This window comes from Pantoea eucalypti (genome assembly GCF_009646115.1).
GTDB lineage: Bacteria > Pseudomonadota > Gammaproteobacteria > Enterobacterales > Enterobacteriaceae > Pantoea > Pantoea eucalypti.
This window is the reverse complement of the sequence record NZ_CP045720.1, coordinates 364,649-379,873: the sequence shown is the minus strand read 5'-3', so window position 1 is coordinate 379,873 and position 15,225 is coordinate 364,649. Positions and strand designations below refer to the sequence as shown.

At 57.2% G+C, this 15,225-nt stretch carries 12 protein-coding genes; 6 read left to right on the top strand and 6 right to left on the bottom strand.

Going from position 1 to position 15,225, the window contains the following annotated elements; translation table 11 throughout:
• Positions 1 to 5 precede the first annotated feature (5 nt).
• From mdcC to mdcH, 6 genes are all read left to right on the top strand, one after another.
• Positions 6 to 305, top strand: coding sequence for a malonate decarboxylase acyl carrier protein (mdcC, locus tag EE896_RS01740; protein WP_008926277.1), 300 nt, complete (start codon positions 6 to 8; stop codon positions 303 to 305).
• On the top strand, positions 298 to 1,131 hold the full coding sequence (locus tag EE896_RS01735; RefSeq protein ID WP_003853038.1) for a biotin-independent malonate decarboxylase subunit beta: 834 nt from the start codon (positions 298 to 300) through the stop codon (positions 1,129 to 1,131). The genes mdcC and EE896_RS01735 overlap by 8 nt, the downstream gene beginning before the upstream one ends.
• Positions 1,131 to 1,931: a biotin-independent malonate decarboxylase subunit gamma gene (gene mdcE, locus EE896_RS01730; RefSeq protein WP_140916361.1), complete on the top strand. Its 801-nt coding sequence runs from the start codon at positions 1,131 to 1,133 to the stop codon at positions 1,929 to 1,931. Before EE896_RS01735 ends, mdcE begins: the two co-directional genes overlap by 1 nt.
• Before the next feature lie 135 nt (positions 1,932 to 2,066).
• Positions 2,067 to 3,026 carry an AEC family transporter gene (locus EE896_RS01725; protein WP_039660834.1) on the top strand — a complete coding sequence of 320 codons (960 nt, stop codon included), beginning with the start codon at positions 2,067 to 2,069 and terminating at the stop codon, positions 3,024 to 3,026.
• Position 3,027: 1 nt separating this feature from the next.
• The gene (locus EE896_RS01720) at positions 3,028 to 3,645 is read left to right on the top strand and encodes a malonate decarboxylase holo-ACP synthase (RefSeq protein WP_140916359.1); all 618 of its coding nucleotides are present in this window, start codon (positions 3,028 to 3,030) and stop codon (positions 3,643 to 3,645) included.
• Positions 3,642 to 4,544, top strand: coding sequence for a malonate decarboxylase subunit epsilon (gene mdcH / locus EE896_RS01715; RefSeq protein ID WP_008926281.1), 903 nt, complete (start codon positions 3,642 to 3,644; stop codon positions 4,542 to 4,544). The genes EE896_RS01720 and mdcH overlap by 4 nt, the downstream gene beginning before the upstream one ends.
• Here mdcH and EE896_RS01710 read toward each other — a convergent pair.
• The 6 genes from EE896_RS01710 to glgB form a co-directional block, all read right to left on the bottom strand.
• Complete coding sequence (locus EE896_RS01710; RefSeq protein ID WP_003853044.1) at positions 4,525 to 5,460, bottom strand: LysR family transcriptional regulator; 936 nt, start codon at positions 5,458 to 5,460, stop codon at positions 4,525 to 4,527. The two genes, mdcH and EE896_RS01710, sit on opposite strands and share 20 nt — an antisense overlap.
• Positions 5,461 to 5,675: 215 nt before the next feature.
• Positions 5,676 to 8,123, bottom strand: coding sequence for a glycogen phosphorylase (gene glgP / locus EE896_RS01705; RefSeq protein WP_008926283.1), 2,448 nt, complete (start codon positions 8,121 to 8,123; stop codon positions 5,676 to 5,678).
• A 19-nt stretch (positions 8,124 to 8,142) separates the two neighbouring features.
• On the bottom strand, positions 8,143 to 9,576 hold the full coding sequence (gene glgA, locus EE896_RS01700; protein WP_003853048.1) for a glycogen synthase GlgA: 1,434 nt from the start codon (positions 9,574 to 9,576) through the stop codon (positions 8,143 to 8,145).
• 63 nt (positions 9,577 to 9,639) lie between these two features.
• Positions 9,640 to 10,932, bottom strand: coding sequence for a glucose-1-phosphate adenylyltransferase (gene glgC, locus EE896_RS01695; protein ID WP_003853050.1), 1,293 nt, complete (start codon positions 10,930 to 10,932; stop codon positions 9,640 to 9,642).
• 10 nt (positions 10,933 to 10,942) lie between these two features.
• Positions 10,943 to 12,925, bottom strand: a complete 1,983-nt coding sequence (glgX, locus tag EE896_RS01690) for a glycogen debranching protein GlgX (RefSeq protein WP_140916358.1) — start codon at positions 12,923 to 12,925, stop codon at positions 10,943 to 10,945.
• The gene (gene glgB, locus EE896_RS01685; RefSeq protein WP_003853052.1) at positions 12,922 to 15,105 is read right to left on the bottom strand and encodes a 1,4-alpha-glucan branching enzyme; all 2,184 of its coding nucleotides are present in this window, start codon (positions 15,103 to 15,105) and stop codon (positions 12,922 to 12,924) included. The genes glgX and glgB overlap by 4 nt, the downstream gene beginning before the upstream one ends.
• Positions 15,106 to 15,225 lie beyond the last annotated feature (120 nt).

Sequence of the window (15,225 nt, the reverse complement as noted above, 5' to 3'; positions counted from 1 at the left end):
CCATTATGGAACACATCACATTATCTCTACCTGCTAACCGCCTGCTCAGTGGCAGAGCGCTGGCCGGGGTCGTTGGTTCCGGTGATATGGAAGTGCTGTACACCGCAACTGAAGGCCAGACACTGAACGTCAATATCACCACCTCACTGGATAACAGCGACGCCCGCTGGAAAGCGCTGTTTGACCGCCTGAACTTAATCAACGGCCTGCCCGCCGGAGAGATGATTATCCACGATTTCGGTGCGACACCCGGCGTGGCGCGTATTCGTATTGAACAGGTTTTTGAGGAGGTGAGTCATGCGTAACGATGCCAGTTTTATTGAATTACGTGCCCGCGAACGTGCGCATGCGCTGCTGGATGCGGGCAGCTACCGCGAACTGCTGGATCCTTTTGAGGGCATCATGTCGCCCTGGCTGGCTCCGCAGGGCGTGGTGCCCCAGTCCGATGATGGCATGGTCGTGGCACGCGGCACGCTGAACGGTCAGTCTGCGGTGGTGATCGCCATCGAAGGCACCTTCCAGGGCGGCAGCATGGGCGAAGTCTCCGGGGCGAAAATGGCGGCGGCGCTGGAGCTGGCGGCAGAAGACAATCGCAACGGCATCCCGACACAGGCGGTGCTCTGCCTTGAGACCGGTGGCGTGAGGTTACAGGAAGCGAACCTGGGGCTGGCAGCGATTGCCGATATTCATGCGGCGATTGTCGACCTGCGTCGCTACACCCCGGTGATCGGCATCGTCAGCGGCACCGTTGGCTGCTTCGGCGGGATGTCTATCGCCGCCGCGCTCTGCAGCTATCTGATTGTGACCCGTGAAGCCCGTCTGGGCCTGAACGGCCCGCAGGTGATTGAGCAGGAAGCGGGAATTGAAGAGTACGACTCTCGCGATCGTCCGTTTATCTGGAGCATGACCGGCGGCGAAATCCGCTACGCCAGTGGCCTGGTCGATGCGCTGGTGAATGACGGTATCAATGCCGTGAAAACCGCGATGCATGACTTTATTGCCAGAGGCGTTCCGGCGCAGAACCGCAGTGATAAGTATGACGACTTCCTGTCACGTCTGACGCAGTTCGATACCCGCCAGCAGGCGGACACCGCGCAGATTAAACAGCTTTTCGCCCAGGAGGAGAAATAATGACGCAGACAAGCAGCCGTGGTGCAACCTGGCTGGAAAAACTTGCACCTGATGCACAGCGCCTGAGCGGTCTGTGCGCCTCTGTTCAGGTGGCTGACGGCCAGCTTAATGGCGAAGATGTCCGCTTTATCGCCGTCGTGCCCGATGCCCAAAACCACTATCCGCGCGCCGCGCAGGGTGAAGTGGGTCTGCTGGAAGGCTGGACGCTGGCGAAAGTGGTGAATGAAACGCGGGAAGCTGACAAAAACAGCGCTGTGAAACGTCCGATTGTGGCGGTGATCGACGTCCCCAGTCAGGCCTACGGTCGCCGCGAAGAGGCGTTTGGCATTCACCAGGCGCTGGCAGGTGCAGCAGGCGCCTATGCGAATGCGCGCCTTGACGGTCATCCGGTGATTGGTCTGATTGTGGGTAAAGCAATGTCCGGTGCGTTCCTGGCACACGGATATCAGGCCAACCGCCTGATTGCGCTCAACGATCAGGGCGTGCTGGTCCATGCCATGGGCAAAGCGTCAGCGGCGCGCATCACACTGCGTTCGGTAGAGGCGCTGGAGAAACTGGCCGCCACCATTCCCCCAATGGCATATGACGTGAATAACTTCGCCACGCTGGGTCTGCTCTCTGATCTGCTGAACGTTGCCAATCCTGATACGCCGTCTGACGCCGATGTGGCGATGGTTGAGATTGCATTACAGAAGGCGATCAGTGACGCGCGTCAGGATCCTACCCTGAAAAACCGCCTTGGCGCCTCTAATCGTCAAAGCTCCTCCCTGGTTCGCGAACGTATGCGCGCGACCTGGTAATGACATAAAAAAAACCAACCTGCCGAAACCGGTCTGACGGGGCGCATAGCGACGTGCGCCCCGGAGCAGTGGCCGTGTTCAGAATTATAAACATCGCTGTTTTTAAAGAATTTTTCTCTTAATTACAGGTGATTTATGATTTACATAATTGTTCATGCCCTTGCTCCAATTTTTATCATTATGCTGTTAGGTTTCTGGGCCGGTAAGGCCGGAATGGTCAATAACAGAGATGTCTCCCTGCTCAATATTTTCGTGATGGATTTTGCGCTGCCCGCTGCGCTGTTCAGTGCCACCGTTCAGACACCCTGGTCGGGTATCGTGGCGCAGTCGCCATTGATTGTCGTCTTAACCGGGGCGATGTGGATAACCTATGTGGCGCTCTATTTCCTGGCGACCCGCCTGTTTAAAAAGTCGCCTCAGGATGCTGCGGTATTAACGCTGACTGTCGCCCTGCCCAATTACGCCGCGCTGGGGCTGCCGATTCTGGGCAGCGTACTGGGAGAAGGTTCATCAACCTCACTTTCTGTTGCGGTTTCAATTGCCTGCGGCTCGGTGCTGATGACACCCTTCTGTCTGCTGATTCTGGAACGGGAAAAAGCGCGCATTGCCGGTGAGAATGTGGGTTCGACAGTGACCATGCTGCCGGTGCTGATGTGGCGCTCGCTCAAAAAGCCGATCGTTCTTGGCCCGCTGCTGGGTGTGGTGTTGTCGGCGCTGGGCTTCAGAATGCCGGAGCTGGTCATCTCAGCGATTAAGCCGCTGGGGCTGGCAGCCACCGCCGCCGCGCTGTTCCTGACCGGCGTGATCCTCTCCGCACGTCAGCTGAAACTCAACGCCATCGTCGGCGTCGGGACGGTTGCCAAACTGCTGATTCAGCCCTTTATCGCTTGGGGTCTGGTGCTTGCGCTGGGACTTCACGGGTCAGTGGCAATCACCGCTATTCTGATGATAGCGCTGTCAGCCGGTTTCTTTGGCGTGGTGTTCGGCAACCGCTTTGGCGTGCAGTCACCCGATGCTGAGGCCGTGCTGCTGCTAAGCTCAATTCTGTGTATTTTATCTTTACCGTTGTTCATTACGCTGACATCAGGAATGTAATATGCGTGCGCCGCGTCCCCACGATTTGCTCTGGCTGCGACACAGCAGTGCTTTAGCCACGATTCAGGAGAGCTGGGTCAGCCCGTTCTGGCATCCCGACATGCCGGTGGTGGTGCGGCGCGATCGCCATGAATCCGGTTTGATCCCGATTGGCGTGCGCGGTGAGCGACGTGAGCAACGCGCCGCTGGCTGGATCACGTCAGACACTATTATCCGCGTGGTGACGCCAGAATGGCTGGCTGAACGCACACGGCTGCTGGATTCGCCCTTTACGGCTTATGCGCCTGTCAGCGCGGCGATTTCGCTCAGCGAGACCGCCTGGCCGTGGCGCTGGGGCATTACCGGCAGCACCGGTTATGCGCTGGCAACGCAATGCCCTGTGTTGCACGCCACCAGCGATCTGGATGTCATCATCCGCGCCCCGCAGCCACTGCCACGCGATGCGCTGCAACGCTGGCAGACAGCAACCGACGCGCTGAGCTGCCGGGTGGATACGCAGGTGGAAACGCCGTCTGGCGCCTTTGCCCTGAACGAGTGGCTACGCGAGGAGCGCGTACTGTTAAAAACCGACACCGGACCGATACTGACCGCTTCACCCTGGAGCAGGGAGAATCCATGAAAATACTCTTTACCTTCCCCGGCCAGGGCACCCAGCGTGCCGGGATGCTGCAACATCTGCCTGAGGGGGATGCGCTGAAAAGCCGCGTGCGTGCGGTGCTGGGCGACGAAGCTGACCGGCTCGACAGTGCCGATGCACTGCGCCACACCCGAGCCGTGCAGCTCTGTCTGCTGATTTCAGGTGTTGCCTGGGCGCGCGAACTGATCCGCCGTGGGGTGAAACCCGATATCGTCAGCGGTTTATCGATTGGCGCGTTTCCTGCGGCGGTGATTTCCGGCGCGCTGGATTTCAGCGACGCCCTGCGGCTGGTTGCGCTGCGCGGCGATCTGATGGAGCAGGCGTATCCGCAGGGATATGGCCTGACCGCGATCACTGGCTTAACGCTGAGCCAGCTGGAGAAACTGCTGCCCGGCAGTAACACCTACATCGCGAACCTCAATGCGGAAACGCAGATTGTGATTGCTGGCCGCGACGAGGATATGGCAGTGGTCGCGCAGAGGGCGCTGGATGCGGGAGCCAGTAAAGCGATTAAGCTCGCGGTGAGCGTGCCGTCGCACTGCGCGCTGCTGGATAAACCCGCCGCCGAACTGGCTCGCGCCTTTGCGTCCGTCACCCTCTCCCGCCCCGATTGTGCCTACCTCAGCGGCTCAACCGCGCGGGTGATTTGGGAGCCGGAGAAAATTGCCGACGATCTTGCCTTTAATATGGCGCGCACAGTGCAGTGGAATGATGCGATGGTTGCAGCGAATCAGCGTGACGCCCGACTGGCCATTGAGATGCCGCCTGGCAGTGTGCTGACCGGTCTGACGCGTCAGGCGAACTGGCAGGGCGAAGCGATTTGTCTGGAACGTAACAGCGTGGAGGTGGCACTGCATCTCGTTAAACGGTTACATCAGTAAGGCTGCGGGCGTACATTCGCCCTTCTGCCGCCAGGGCCAGCAGGTCATTGTCACGTTCGCGGTGATGTGAGTAGACAATCGAGATCTGCTGACGCATCTGGTAAGGCTCAGCCAGCCTCAGCAGCTGGATGTTATTTTCATACACCTTCTTCATCCGTCCCGGAATCAGCGCCAGACCCACGCCCGCCTGCACCAGGCTTATCATCGAGAAGATGTCATTTACCTGAGTAACCATGCGCGGTTCAAATCCGGCAATCTGAAATGCCTCCTGTGAACCGGCATAAGTGGCGAATCCCTCTGCCAGTGAGACAAAATCACGGTCAGCATAATCACGCAGATCCACCGGTCCGGTTTCGCTCTGCGATTCTTCAGCCGGCATGGCCAGAAAGATGCTGTCTGTGAACAGCGGAATCACTTCAAATTGCGCATCACTGAGTTCGCCCTCATCGGTGGCGATCAGAATCGCATCCAGCGCGTCATCTTCCAGCATATTGAGCAGCATCTGATTCGACCCCATAGTCAGGTCAAGCTCCAGTGCTGGACGACGCAGCTTCATGCCCATGATCAGGCGGGGAATGGTTTCAAGCGTCAGCGAGTAGAGTGTGCCAAGCCGCAGGCGACCCCCGCCGATACCCGCCACTTTGCGCGCCTCTTCAATGCCTTTGCCCATCAGTGTGGTCACGTCGCGACAATAGTCCAGCAGCGTCCAGGCAGCCGGCAGCGGCACCAGGTTGCGGCCTTTATGAATAAACAGCGGGCAGTCGATGCCCTCTTCCAGCGTGTGCAGGGCGCGATGCACGCTGACGCTGCTCAGCTCCAGCGCTTCCGCCGTGCGGGCGATATTGCCTTTGCTCATAAACATCATGAAGACGCTGAGCTTACGGAAGGTAATTTCCTGGTTAATGTTGTCACTCATTGGCTGCGGTTGCCTGTAGGGTCGTTTTGCATGTCCGCATAGTAACGATTCTTCACCAGGGTGTAATGATCACGCTCGCACAACGGGCATTTACAGGCCCGGAGTCGATAAGCGGCTGAATTTTTTAGAGGTGTGTGGCGTGGGAGAGAAGCAGAAAGAGGAAGAGTGCGGCCGATCCCTCGGCCGCAGAGAAAACAAAATTTACTGCAGGAGCCTTACAACCTTACCGGCGAGATATTCCAGATCTCGTCAGCGTACTCCTGAATAGTACGGTCCGACGAGAAGTAGCCCATTCCGGCGATGTTTTTCGCCGCGCGGCGCTGCCACTCATCCGGCTTACGGTAGAGCGCATCCACCTTATCCTGGGTATCTACGTAGCTGCGATAATCCGCCAGTAACTGATAGTGATCGCCGAAGTTAACCAGTGAATCGAACAGATTGCGGTAGCGGCCCGGATCCTGCGGACTAAACAGACCTGAAGCAATCTGGGTCAGCACCTGGTGCAGTTCCTCATCGCCTTCGTAATAGTCACGCGGGTTATAGCCGTTCTTACGCAGCGCTTCGACCTGTGGCGTGGTATTCCCGAAGATAAAGATGTTCTCTTCACCAACGTGATCCAGCATCTCAACGTTAGCCCCATCCAGCGTACCGATAGTCAGCGCGCCATTCAGCGCAAACTTCATGTTACTGGTGCCGGAGGCTTCAGTGCCTGCGGTGGAGATCTGTTCAGAAAGATCGGCCGCCGGAATGATGATCTGCGCCAGACTCACGCTGTAGTTCGGGATGAAAACGACCTTCAGCTTGTTCTTCACCTGCGGATCATTGTTGATCACATTCGCGACATCGTTGATCAGGTGAATAATGTGCTTGGCAACGTAATACGCTGATGCCGCTTTACCGGCAAAGATATTCACGCGCGGCACCCAGTTCGCCTGCGGATCGGCCTTGATTCGGTTGTAGCGGGTGATCACATGCAGCACATTGAGTAACTGGCGTTTGTACTCGTGAATACGCTTGATCTGCACATCGAATAGCGCGTTCGGGTCGAGCACCACGTCCAGATTCTTCGCGACCCAGTCAGCCAGGCGGCGCTTATTCTGATGCTTGGCGACCGCCACTTTTTCAATAAACGCCGGATAGTCGATCTGCGCTTTCAGTTCGCTCAGTTGACTGAGATCGGTGCGCCAGTTACGACCAATCTCCTCATCCAGCACCTCTGACAGCGCCGGGTTGGCCAGCGCCAGCCAGCGACGTGGCGTCACGCCGTTGGTTTTATTACAGAAACGGCCCGGGAACAGACGCGAGAAATCGGCAAACAGAGACTGCACCATCAGATTGGAGTGCAGCTCAGACACGCCGTTCACTTTGTGACTGACTACAACCGCCAGCCAGCCCATGCGAATCCGGCGGCCGTCGTTCTCATCAATGATCGAAATGCGCGACAGCAGATCCAAATCATCCGGGTAGTGATCCTGAATGGTCTTGAGGAAGAAGTCGTTAATCTCGAAAATAATGCTGAGGTGACGCGGCAGGATCTTACCGATCATATCAACCGGCCAGGTCTCCAGCGCTTCGGTCATCAGCGTATGGTTGGTATAGGAGAAGACCTGACAGCAGACATCAAAGGCGCTGTCCCAGCTGAACTTATGGTCGTCAATCAGCAGGCGCATCAGTTCAGGGATCGCCAATACCGGATGGGTATCGTTGAGGTGAATGGCGATTTTGTCCGCCAGGTTGTCCCAGGTCTGATGCATCCGCCAGTGACGATTCAGGATGTCCTGCACCGTCGCGGAGACCAGGAAATATTCCTGACGCAGACGCAGTTCACGGCCGGAATAGGTAGAGTCATCCGGATAGAGTACGCGCGACACGTTCTCAGAGTGGTTTTTATCTTCCACTGCCGCAAAATAATCACCCTGGTTAAACTTACCGAGGTTGATTTCGTTGCTGGCCTGCGCACCCCAAAGTCGTAAGGTGTTGGTGGCGTCGGTGTCGAAGCCCGGGATGATCTGGTCATAAGCCATCGCCAGAATCTCTTCGGTCTCCAGCCAGCGCACTTTCGTGCCTTCATGCTGCACGCGACCGCCGAAACGCACTTTGTAACGGGTATTGAAACGCTGGAATTCCCACGGATTACCATACTCAAGCCAGTAATCCGGAGACTCTTTCTGCTCACCTTCCACGATGTTCTGTTTGAACATGCCGTAATCATAGCGGATGCCGTAGCCACGACCCGGCATGCCCAGCGTCGCCAGCGAATCCAGGAAGCAGGCCGCCAGGCGACCGAGACCGCCGTTGCCCAGTCCCGGATCGTTCTCCTCTTCCATCAACTCGGCCAGATCCAGACCCATCTCATCCAGCGCCTGGTTGAGATCGTCATAAATCCCCATCGCCAGCAGCGCATTGCCGAGGGTGCGGCCCATCAGGAACTCCATCGACAGGTAATAAACCTGGCGGACATCCTGAGAGAGCTGGGCACGGCTGGAACGCAGCCAGCGCTCAACCATCCGGTCGCGCACTGCCAGCAGCGAGGCGTTGAGCCACTCGTGCTTGTTGGCAATAGAGGGATCTTTGCCGATGGTAAACATCAGTTTGTAGGCAATCGAATGCTTTAAGGCATCAACCGTCAACGTTGGTGAGGCGTAAGTGAAAGGTGCATTCATATCCAGTTTTCCCAATCCGTTACATCAAACGTTGGTAGAGATCACGGTAGGCTGTTGCTGCCACCTGCCAGCTAAAGTCCATTGCCATCGCCTGGCGCTGAACATAGCGCCATAACGAAGGACGGGACCACAATACGAACGCACGTCGGATGGCCCGTAACAGCGACCAGGCATTGGCATCTTCGAAACTGAATCCACTGGCGATACCGTCGGCCAGATTCTCTAACGAGCTATCATTAACGGTATCGGCCAGTCCACCCGTACGTCGCACTAACGGCAACGTACCATACTTCAGGCCATAAAGTTGTGTCAGACCGCAGGGCTCAAAGCGACTCGGCACCACAATGACGTCCGCGCCACCCACAATGCGGTGTGAAAATGCTTCGTGATAGCCAATCTGCACGCCTACACTTCCGGGATGTTCTGCCGCCGCCGCCAGGAATCCCTGTTGCAGTTCGGCATCGCCCTGACCCAGCAGCACCAGCTGTCCGCCCTGCGCCAGCAAGCCAGGCAGCGCCTCTAAAACCAGGTCCAGACCTTTCTGTTTAGTCAGGCGGCTGATCACGCAGAACACCGGCGCTTTATCATCCACTTTCAGGCCCATCGCAACCTGCAGCTGACGTTTATTTTCTGCTTTTGCTTCCAGCGTGTCGCGGTTATAGCGTGCGCTCAGCAGCAGGTCGTGCGCCGGATCCCAGATAGAGGGATCAACGCCATTAAGAATCCCGCTAAGACGACCTTCCCGCATCCGCTGCGCCAGCAGGGTTTCCATGCCGTAAGCATATTCAGCAGAGGTAATTTCATGGGCGTAAGTCGGACTGACCGCCGTGATATGGTCGGCGTAAAAGAGCCCCGCTTTCAGGAAAGAGATCTGACCGAAGAACTCCAGCCCATGCATGTTAAAGAATGACCATGGCAGGCCAATCTCATCCATATGATGCGCCATGAACAGGCCCTGATACGCCAGGTTGTGCACCGTGAACACCGACTTAGCCGGACGTCCTCGCGCTTCCAGATAGGCGCAGGTCAGGCCTGCATGCCAGTCGTGCGCGTGCACGATATCGGGACGCCACATGGAATCCATGCCACACGCCAGTTCGCAGCCAACCCAGCCCAGCAGCGCAAAGCGCAGATAGTTGTCGACATACGCAAACTGCGACTCATCATGATAAGGACTACCAGGACGATCGTAGAGGCCGGGCGCATCAATTAAGTAGATGCCCACACCGTTAAATTCACCAAATAACAGACGTATATGACCAGCAAATGTCTCTCGCTCCGTCACTACCTGGAGATCAGGTATGCCTTTGCGCAATGCGGGAAAAGCAGGCAACAGCACCCGCGTATCCGTACCGCCCGCAATTTGCGCCTGAGGTAATGCCCCGACTACATCAGCCAGTCCGCCCGTTTTCAGCAGCGGGAAAAGTTCTGAACAGACATGTAAAACCTGCATCCTCGACCTCATTAAGTTATCCGGCACGCTCCGCGTGCCGATTGCGTAAGTTCCGCTTATCGCTTACAGCCCCGCTTTGGCCAGTCTGGCCAGCATGGCGCGGGTTACCAGTACGATCCCTTCATCCGAACGATGAAACCGGCGACTGTCTTCATCGGGGTTTTCGCCAATCACCATGCCTTCCGGCAGTTCGCAGGCGCGATCAATCACGCAGCGACGCAGACGACACGATCGGCCAACGACCACATCAGGCAGCAGTACAGTTGAATCGATATTGCAAAACGAGTTAACGCGTACCCGTGGGAACAGCACCGAGTTGACCACCACCGAACCGGAGATGATGCAGCCGCCTGAAACCAATGAATTCATGGTCATCCCGTGACTGCCGGAACGATCCTGAACAAATTTGGCTGGCGGCAACGGCTCCATATGGGTACGAATCGGCCAGGTGACGTCATACATATCGAGTTCCGGCATCACCGATGCCAGGTCGAGATTGGCGCGCCAGTAAGCTTCCAGCGTCCCGACATCACGCCAGTAAGGTGGCGCGTTGTCGTCGTTCTGAACGCAGGAGAGCGCGAAAGAGTGTGCATAGCCTTCGCCGCTTGCCACAATTTTCGGCAGAATATCTTTGCCAAAGTCATGGTTAGAGCCTGGCGTCTGCAGATCTTCCTCCAGCAGCGCATAGAGATAGTCCGCGTTAAAAACGTAGATCCCCATACTGGCCAGCGCCTGCGTGTCATCACCTGGCATGGTAGGCGGCTTCGCAGGTTTCTCCACGAAGTCGATCACCATGTTCTCTTCGTTCACCGCCATCACACCAAACGCCGTGGCTTCATGTACCGGCACGGGCAAACAGGCAATGGTACATTTCGCCTCGTTGACCACGTGATCCAGCAGCATGCGTGAATAATCCATCTTATAAATGTGGTCCCCGGCAAGGATCACGATGTACTGCGCCTGATAGCGGCGAATCACATCAAGGTTTTGCGTCACGGCATCGGCCGTACCGCGATACCACTGTTCGGTCGAAAAGCGCTGCTGCGCTGGCAGCAAATCGACAAACTCATTCATCTCTTCATTGAAGATGGACCAGCCACGCTGGATATGCTGAGTCAGGGTATGGGACTGATACTGCGTAATTACGCCAATCCGTCGGATACCGGAGTTAACGCAGTTGGAGAGGGCAAAGTCGATAATGCGGAACTTGCCGCCGAAATGCACCGCAGGTTTGGCACGCTTAGCCGTTAAATCGACCAGTCGCGTGCCGCGTCCGCCGGCGAGGATCAGAGCAACCGTCTGTGTAGGGAGCTGGCGGGCCAGCATCAGGTGATCTGTTCTATCTAACTTAACCATGTCTGACTCCTTATGATTGCTTTTGGAACACGCACACACCGTGTGCGGGACCATGCCAGACAGTTAACAGGATGGGGTTGTCGTCCCCGGCGAAAGGAGGAAGGGCACGCCATTCTCCGTCTGGTAACACGATGTCATTCACCGTATCCGTGGCGTTTATTGTTATTAACCAGCGGCCGGACAGCAGGATCTGCAATCTGTGCATTCCCTGTGCCCATTCATCGTGTTGCAGTGGCTGGCCACCGGCATTGAGCCACTGCACATTGCCGTCACCGTCCTGCCACCAGCGATCTGCGGTCAGCGCCGGAATGCGCTGGCGCAGAGCAATCAGTGCTGCGGTGAATCCGACTAATCCTTTCTCATCCGCCTGCCAGTCAAGCCAGCTCAGCGCGTTGTCCTGACAGTAAGCGTTGTTATTACCGCGCTGGGTGTGGCCACGCTCGTCACCTGCCAGCAGCATCGGCGTGCCCTGTGACAGCAGCAGCGTCGTCAGCAGTGCCCGTACGCTGCGGCGACGGCGTTCAATGACGTCAAAGCTGACGTTCAGCCCCTCTTTGCCGTGGTTGTGACTGTAGTTATCACCATGGCCATCGCGGTTATCTTCCCCGTTCGCCTCATTGTGTTTACGTTCAAAGCTCACCACATCCCACAGCGTAAAGCCGTCGTGGGCGGTGATGAGATTAACCGTGGCGTGTGGCGGCCGGTCGTCGTGCTGGTAGAGATCGCTGGAGGCGGCAAAGCGGCGAACGAACTCGCCATTGCTTAAGCCGCCATGGAGCCAGTATTGACGCGCGGTGTCGCGAAACTTATCGTTCCATTCGGCAAACGGTGGCGGAAAGCGGCCAACCTGATAGCCGTCAGGGCCGATATCCCAGGGTTCCGCAATCAGCTTGACCTGAGAGAGCAGCGGACAGGCGCGTATCGCGTCAAAAAAGGGCGCATCACGCTGATAATCGGGCGTGCGGCCCAGCACCGGCGCAAGGTCAAAGCGGAAGCCGTCGACGTGGCAGACCCGCACCCAGTAGCGCAGCGCCTCCAGGGCCCACGTCATCACCTGCGGATGGTGGATATTCAGTGTGTTGCCGCAGCCGGTCCAGTTCTGGTACTCACCCTGCTCATCCAGCCAGTAGTAGCTGGCGTTATCGATGCCGCGCATTGAAATCGTCGGGCCAATCACATCCAGTTCGGCTGTGTGGTTAAACACCACATCCAGCACCACTTCGATACCCGCAGCATGCAGGTTTTTAACCGCCTGCTGGAACTCCTGAAGCGGTGTTACGCCCGGCTGACCGGAGGCGTAGCGGGGATCCACCGCCCAAAGTGCAAAGGGGTTGTAGCCCCAGTAGTTACTCAGGCCAAGCTGCAGCAGTCGCGGTTCACTGGCAAAGTGGGCAACCGGCAGCAGCTCAAGGGTGGTAATCCCCAGATCGCGCAGGTAATTCACCATAACAGGATGACCCAGCGCCGCGTAAGTCCCGCGTAACGTTTCCGGAATTTCCGGATGCTGCTGCGTCAGGCCGCGCACGTGGGCTTCATAAATCACTGTGTTACCCCACGGGATACGTGGTGCGACATCACCCTGCCAGTCAAAATCCTCCGCGACGACCCGGGACTTCGGCGCAATCGCTGCGTTGTCATGCGGATCGGGCTGCGCTTCACCGCCATGAAACAGCAGATCATCAGGCACATCGCCTTCTACGGCGCGGGCGCAGGGGTCAACCAGCACCTTCGCCGGATTAAAACGATGCCCCTGCTGCGGCGCCCAGGGGCCATGCACCCGGTAACCGTAGCGCTGTCCCGGTTTTAACGCCGGAACATAACCGTGCCAGATATCCCCACTGCGGCCAGGCAGGTCAAGACGCTGTTCTGCGCCCTGTTCATCAAACAGGCAGAGCTCTACGCGCTCTGCATGCTGTGAGAACAGGGTGAAGTTAACGCCTTTGCCATCGTAACTGGCACCCAGCGGTTCGGGATCGCCGGCAGTGATGGTCATTCAGCCTCCCGCACCAGCCATACTGTTGCCAGCGGTGGCAGATTGAGACTCAGCGACTGCGGTCGTCCGTGGCTCTCCTGCTCATCGGTATGTACCCGCTGATTTCGCACGTCACTGCCGTGATAATCATGCTGGTCGGTATTCAGCACCTCGCGCCAGTAGCCCGGCTGGTTGACGCCAAAGCGATAACCCGGGCGCGGCACCGGCGTAAAGTTACTGACCACGATCACTTCGTTGCCTTCACGATCGCGGCGCACAAAGGCGAAGACGGAGTGCTCTGCGTCGTCTACCACTAACCACTCAAAGCCTGCCGGATCAAAGTCGAGCTGATGCAGCGGCGTGTAATATTGATAGGTATGGTTGAGATCACGCACCAGACGCTGAACGCCGTTGTGCCAGTTATCCTCCCCTTCCAGCAAATGCCAGTCGAGACTGACGTCATGGTTCCACTCACGGCCCTGGGCAAATTCATTGCCCATGAACAGCAGTTTTTTGCCCGGGAAGGCCCACATCCAGCCGTAGTAAGCACGCAGGTTGGCGAACTTCTGCCAGGCATCGCCCGGCATACGATCCAGAATCGAGCGTTTACCGTGCACAACTTCATCATGCGATAGCGGCAGCACAAAGTTTTCAGTGTAGTTGTACATCATGCCGAAGCTCATCAAATTGTGATGATGCTTGCGGTAAATGGGATCGACTTTCATGTAGTCGAGGGTGTCGTGCATCCAGCCCAGATTCCATTTGAACCAGAAGCCCAGCCCGCCACCTTCGGTTGGACGCGTCACGCCAGGATAGTCTGTAGACTCTTCAGCCATTGTCACCGACCCGGATGCTACCGTGCCGAGCGTGCGGTTGGTGTAGCGCAGGAACTCAATCGCTTCCAGGTTCTCACGGCCACCGTACTGATTTGGCACCCACTCCCCTTCACTGCGGCTGTAGTCGCGGTAAATCATCGACGCGACCGCATCTACACGCAGGCCATCGATGCCAAAGCGCTCCGTCCAGTAGAGCGCATTACCCGACAGGTAGTTGCTCACTTCGCGGCGGCCAAAGTTGTAGATCAGAGTGTTCCAGTCCTGGTGGAAGCCTTCACGCGGATCGCTGTGCTCATAGAGCTCTGTTCCGTCGTACTTCGCCAGACCGAAATCATCGCTGGGGAAGTGGCCTGGCACCCAGTCGAGCAGCACGTTGAGGCCCGCTTCATGGGCAGCATCAATGAAGGCGCGAAACTCGTCACGCGTACCAAAACGGCGGGTCGGCGCATACATGCCCAGCGGCTGATAGCCCCAGCTGCCGTCAAACGGATGTTCGTTAACGGGCAGCAGTTCGATATGGGTAAAGCCCATCTCTTTAACGTAAGGCACCAGCTGTTCAGCCAGCTCTTTGTAGCTCAGCCAGAAGTTGTTGTCGGTGTGACGACGCCAGGAACCCAGGTGGACTTCATAGATTGAGATGGGCGCGTCGAAAGCGTTGGCGGCCTTGCGCTCCTCTTTCATCTCAACCGGCTCCGGCAGACCACAAATCATCGACGCCGTCTGCGGACGCATCTGTGCCTCAAAGGCGTACGGGTCCGCTTTGATGCGCAGCTCACCATTGGCATCGATAATTTCATATTTGTAGAGCTGGCCGTTAACCGCACCTGGCACAAACAGTTCCCAGATACCTAACTCCTGACGCAGACGCATCGGATGACGGCGGCCATCCCAGAAGTTGAAATCGCCAACCACGGAAACGCGACGGGCATTGGGTGCCCAGACGCAGAAGCGGGTGCCGAAGACGCCATCAATCACGTCGCCGTGCGCGCCCAGCGTCTCATAAGGGCGCAGATGCGTCCCTTCCGCCAGCAGCCACAGATCCATCTCCTGCAGCAGTGGCCCGAAACGATAGGCATCATCGACGAGGTTTTGCTGACCATGCCAGTTGACCGCCAGTTGATAACGGAATGGATTTTTACGGCGTGGAATGACGCCACTGAAGAAGCCGCGTGCATCTTCACACACCAGCTGAGCCAGTTTACGCCCGGTGGAGGTTTCAATGACCCACACTTCAAGCGCTTCGGGGAGCAATGCCCTGACCTCAAGGCCTTGCTGAGTTCGGTGCATCCCTAGTAACGAAAAAGGGTCGGCATAATTACCCGCAAACAGGGCATTGATCGCATCGCGATCGGGAAGCTCTGACATGACTTTCTTCCTGTGATAATTGGCAGCCGAAATGAACGCAACATAGCCTGTCGCGCTTCACCTGCGCTGCTCTTCATTGAGCCATACGTACAACGACAAAGCAGTCAGGCCATTCCATGG

What these genes read in the sequence shown, in the direction of transcription:
- mdcC (WP_008926277.1), top strand. Translation starts at nt 6, where the DNA reads ATGGAACACATCACATTATCTCTACCTGCTAACCGCCTGCTCAGTGGC.
- EE896_RS01735 (WP_003853038.1), top strand. Translation starts at nt 298, where the DNA reads ATGCGTAACGATGCCAGTTTTATTGAATTACGTGCCCGCGAACGTGCG.
- mdcE (WP_140916361.1), top strand. Translation starts at nt 1,131, where the DNA reads ATGACGCAGACAAGCAGCCGTGGTGCAACCTGGCTGGAAAAACTTGCA.
- EE896_RS01725 (WP_039660834.1), top strand. Translation starts at nt 2,067, where the DNA reads ATGATTTACATAATTGTTCATGCCCTTGCTCCAATTTTTATCATTATG.
- EE896_RS01720 (WP_140916359.1), top strand. Translation starts at nt 3,028, where the DNA reads ATGCGTGCGCCGCGTCCCCACGATTTGCTCTGGCTGCGACACAGCAGT.
- mdcH (WP_008926281.1), top strand. Translation starts at nt 3,642, where the DNA reads ATGAAAATACTCTTTACCTTCCCCGGCCAGGGCACCCAGCGTGCCGGG.
- EE896_RS01710 (WP_003853044.1), bottom strand. Translation starts at nt 5,460, where the DNA reads ATGAGTGACAACATTAACCAGGAAATTACCTTCCGTAAGCTCAGCGTC.
- glgP (WP_008926283.1), bottom strand. Translation starts at nt 8,123, where the DNA reads ATGAATGCACCTTTCACTTACGCCTCACCAACGTTGACGGTTGATGCC.
- glgA (WP_003853048.1), bottom strand. Translation starts at nt 9,576, where the DNA reads ATGCAGGTTTTACATGTCTGTTCAGAACTTTTCCCGCTGCTGAAAACG.
- glgC (WP_003853050.1), bottom strand. Translation starts at nt 10,932, where the DNA reads ATGGTTAAGTTAGATAGAACAGATCACCTGATGCTGGCCCGCCAGCTC.
- glgX (WP_140916358.1), bottom strand. Translation starts at nt 12,925, where the DNA reads ATGACCATCACTGCCGGCGATCCCGAACCGCTGGGTGCCAGTTACGAT.
- glgB (WP_003853052.1), bottom strand. Translation starts at nt 15,105, where the DNA reads ATGTCAGAGCTTCCCGATCGCGATGCGATCAATGCCCTGTTTGCGGGT.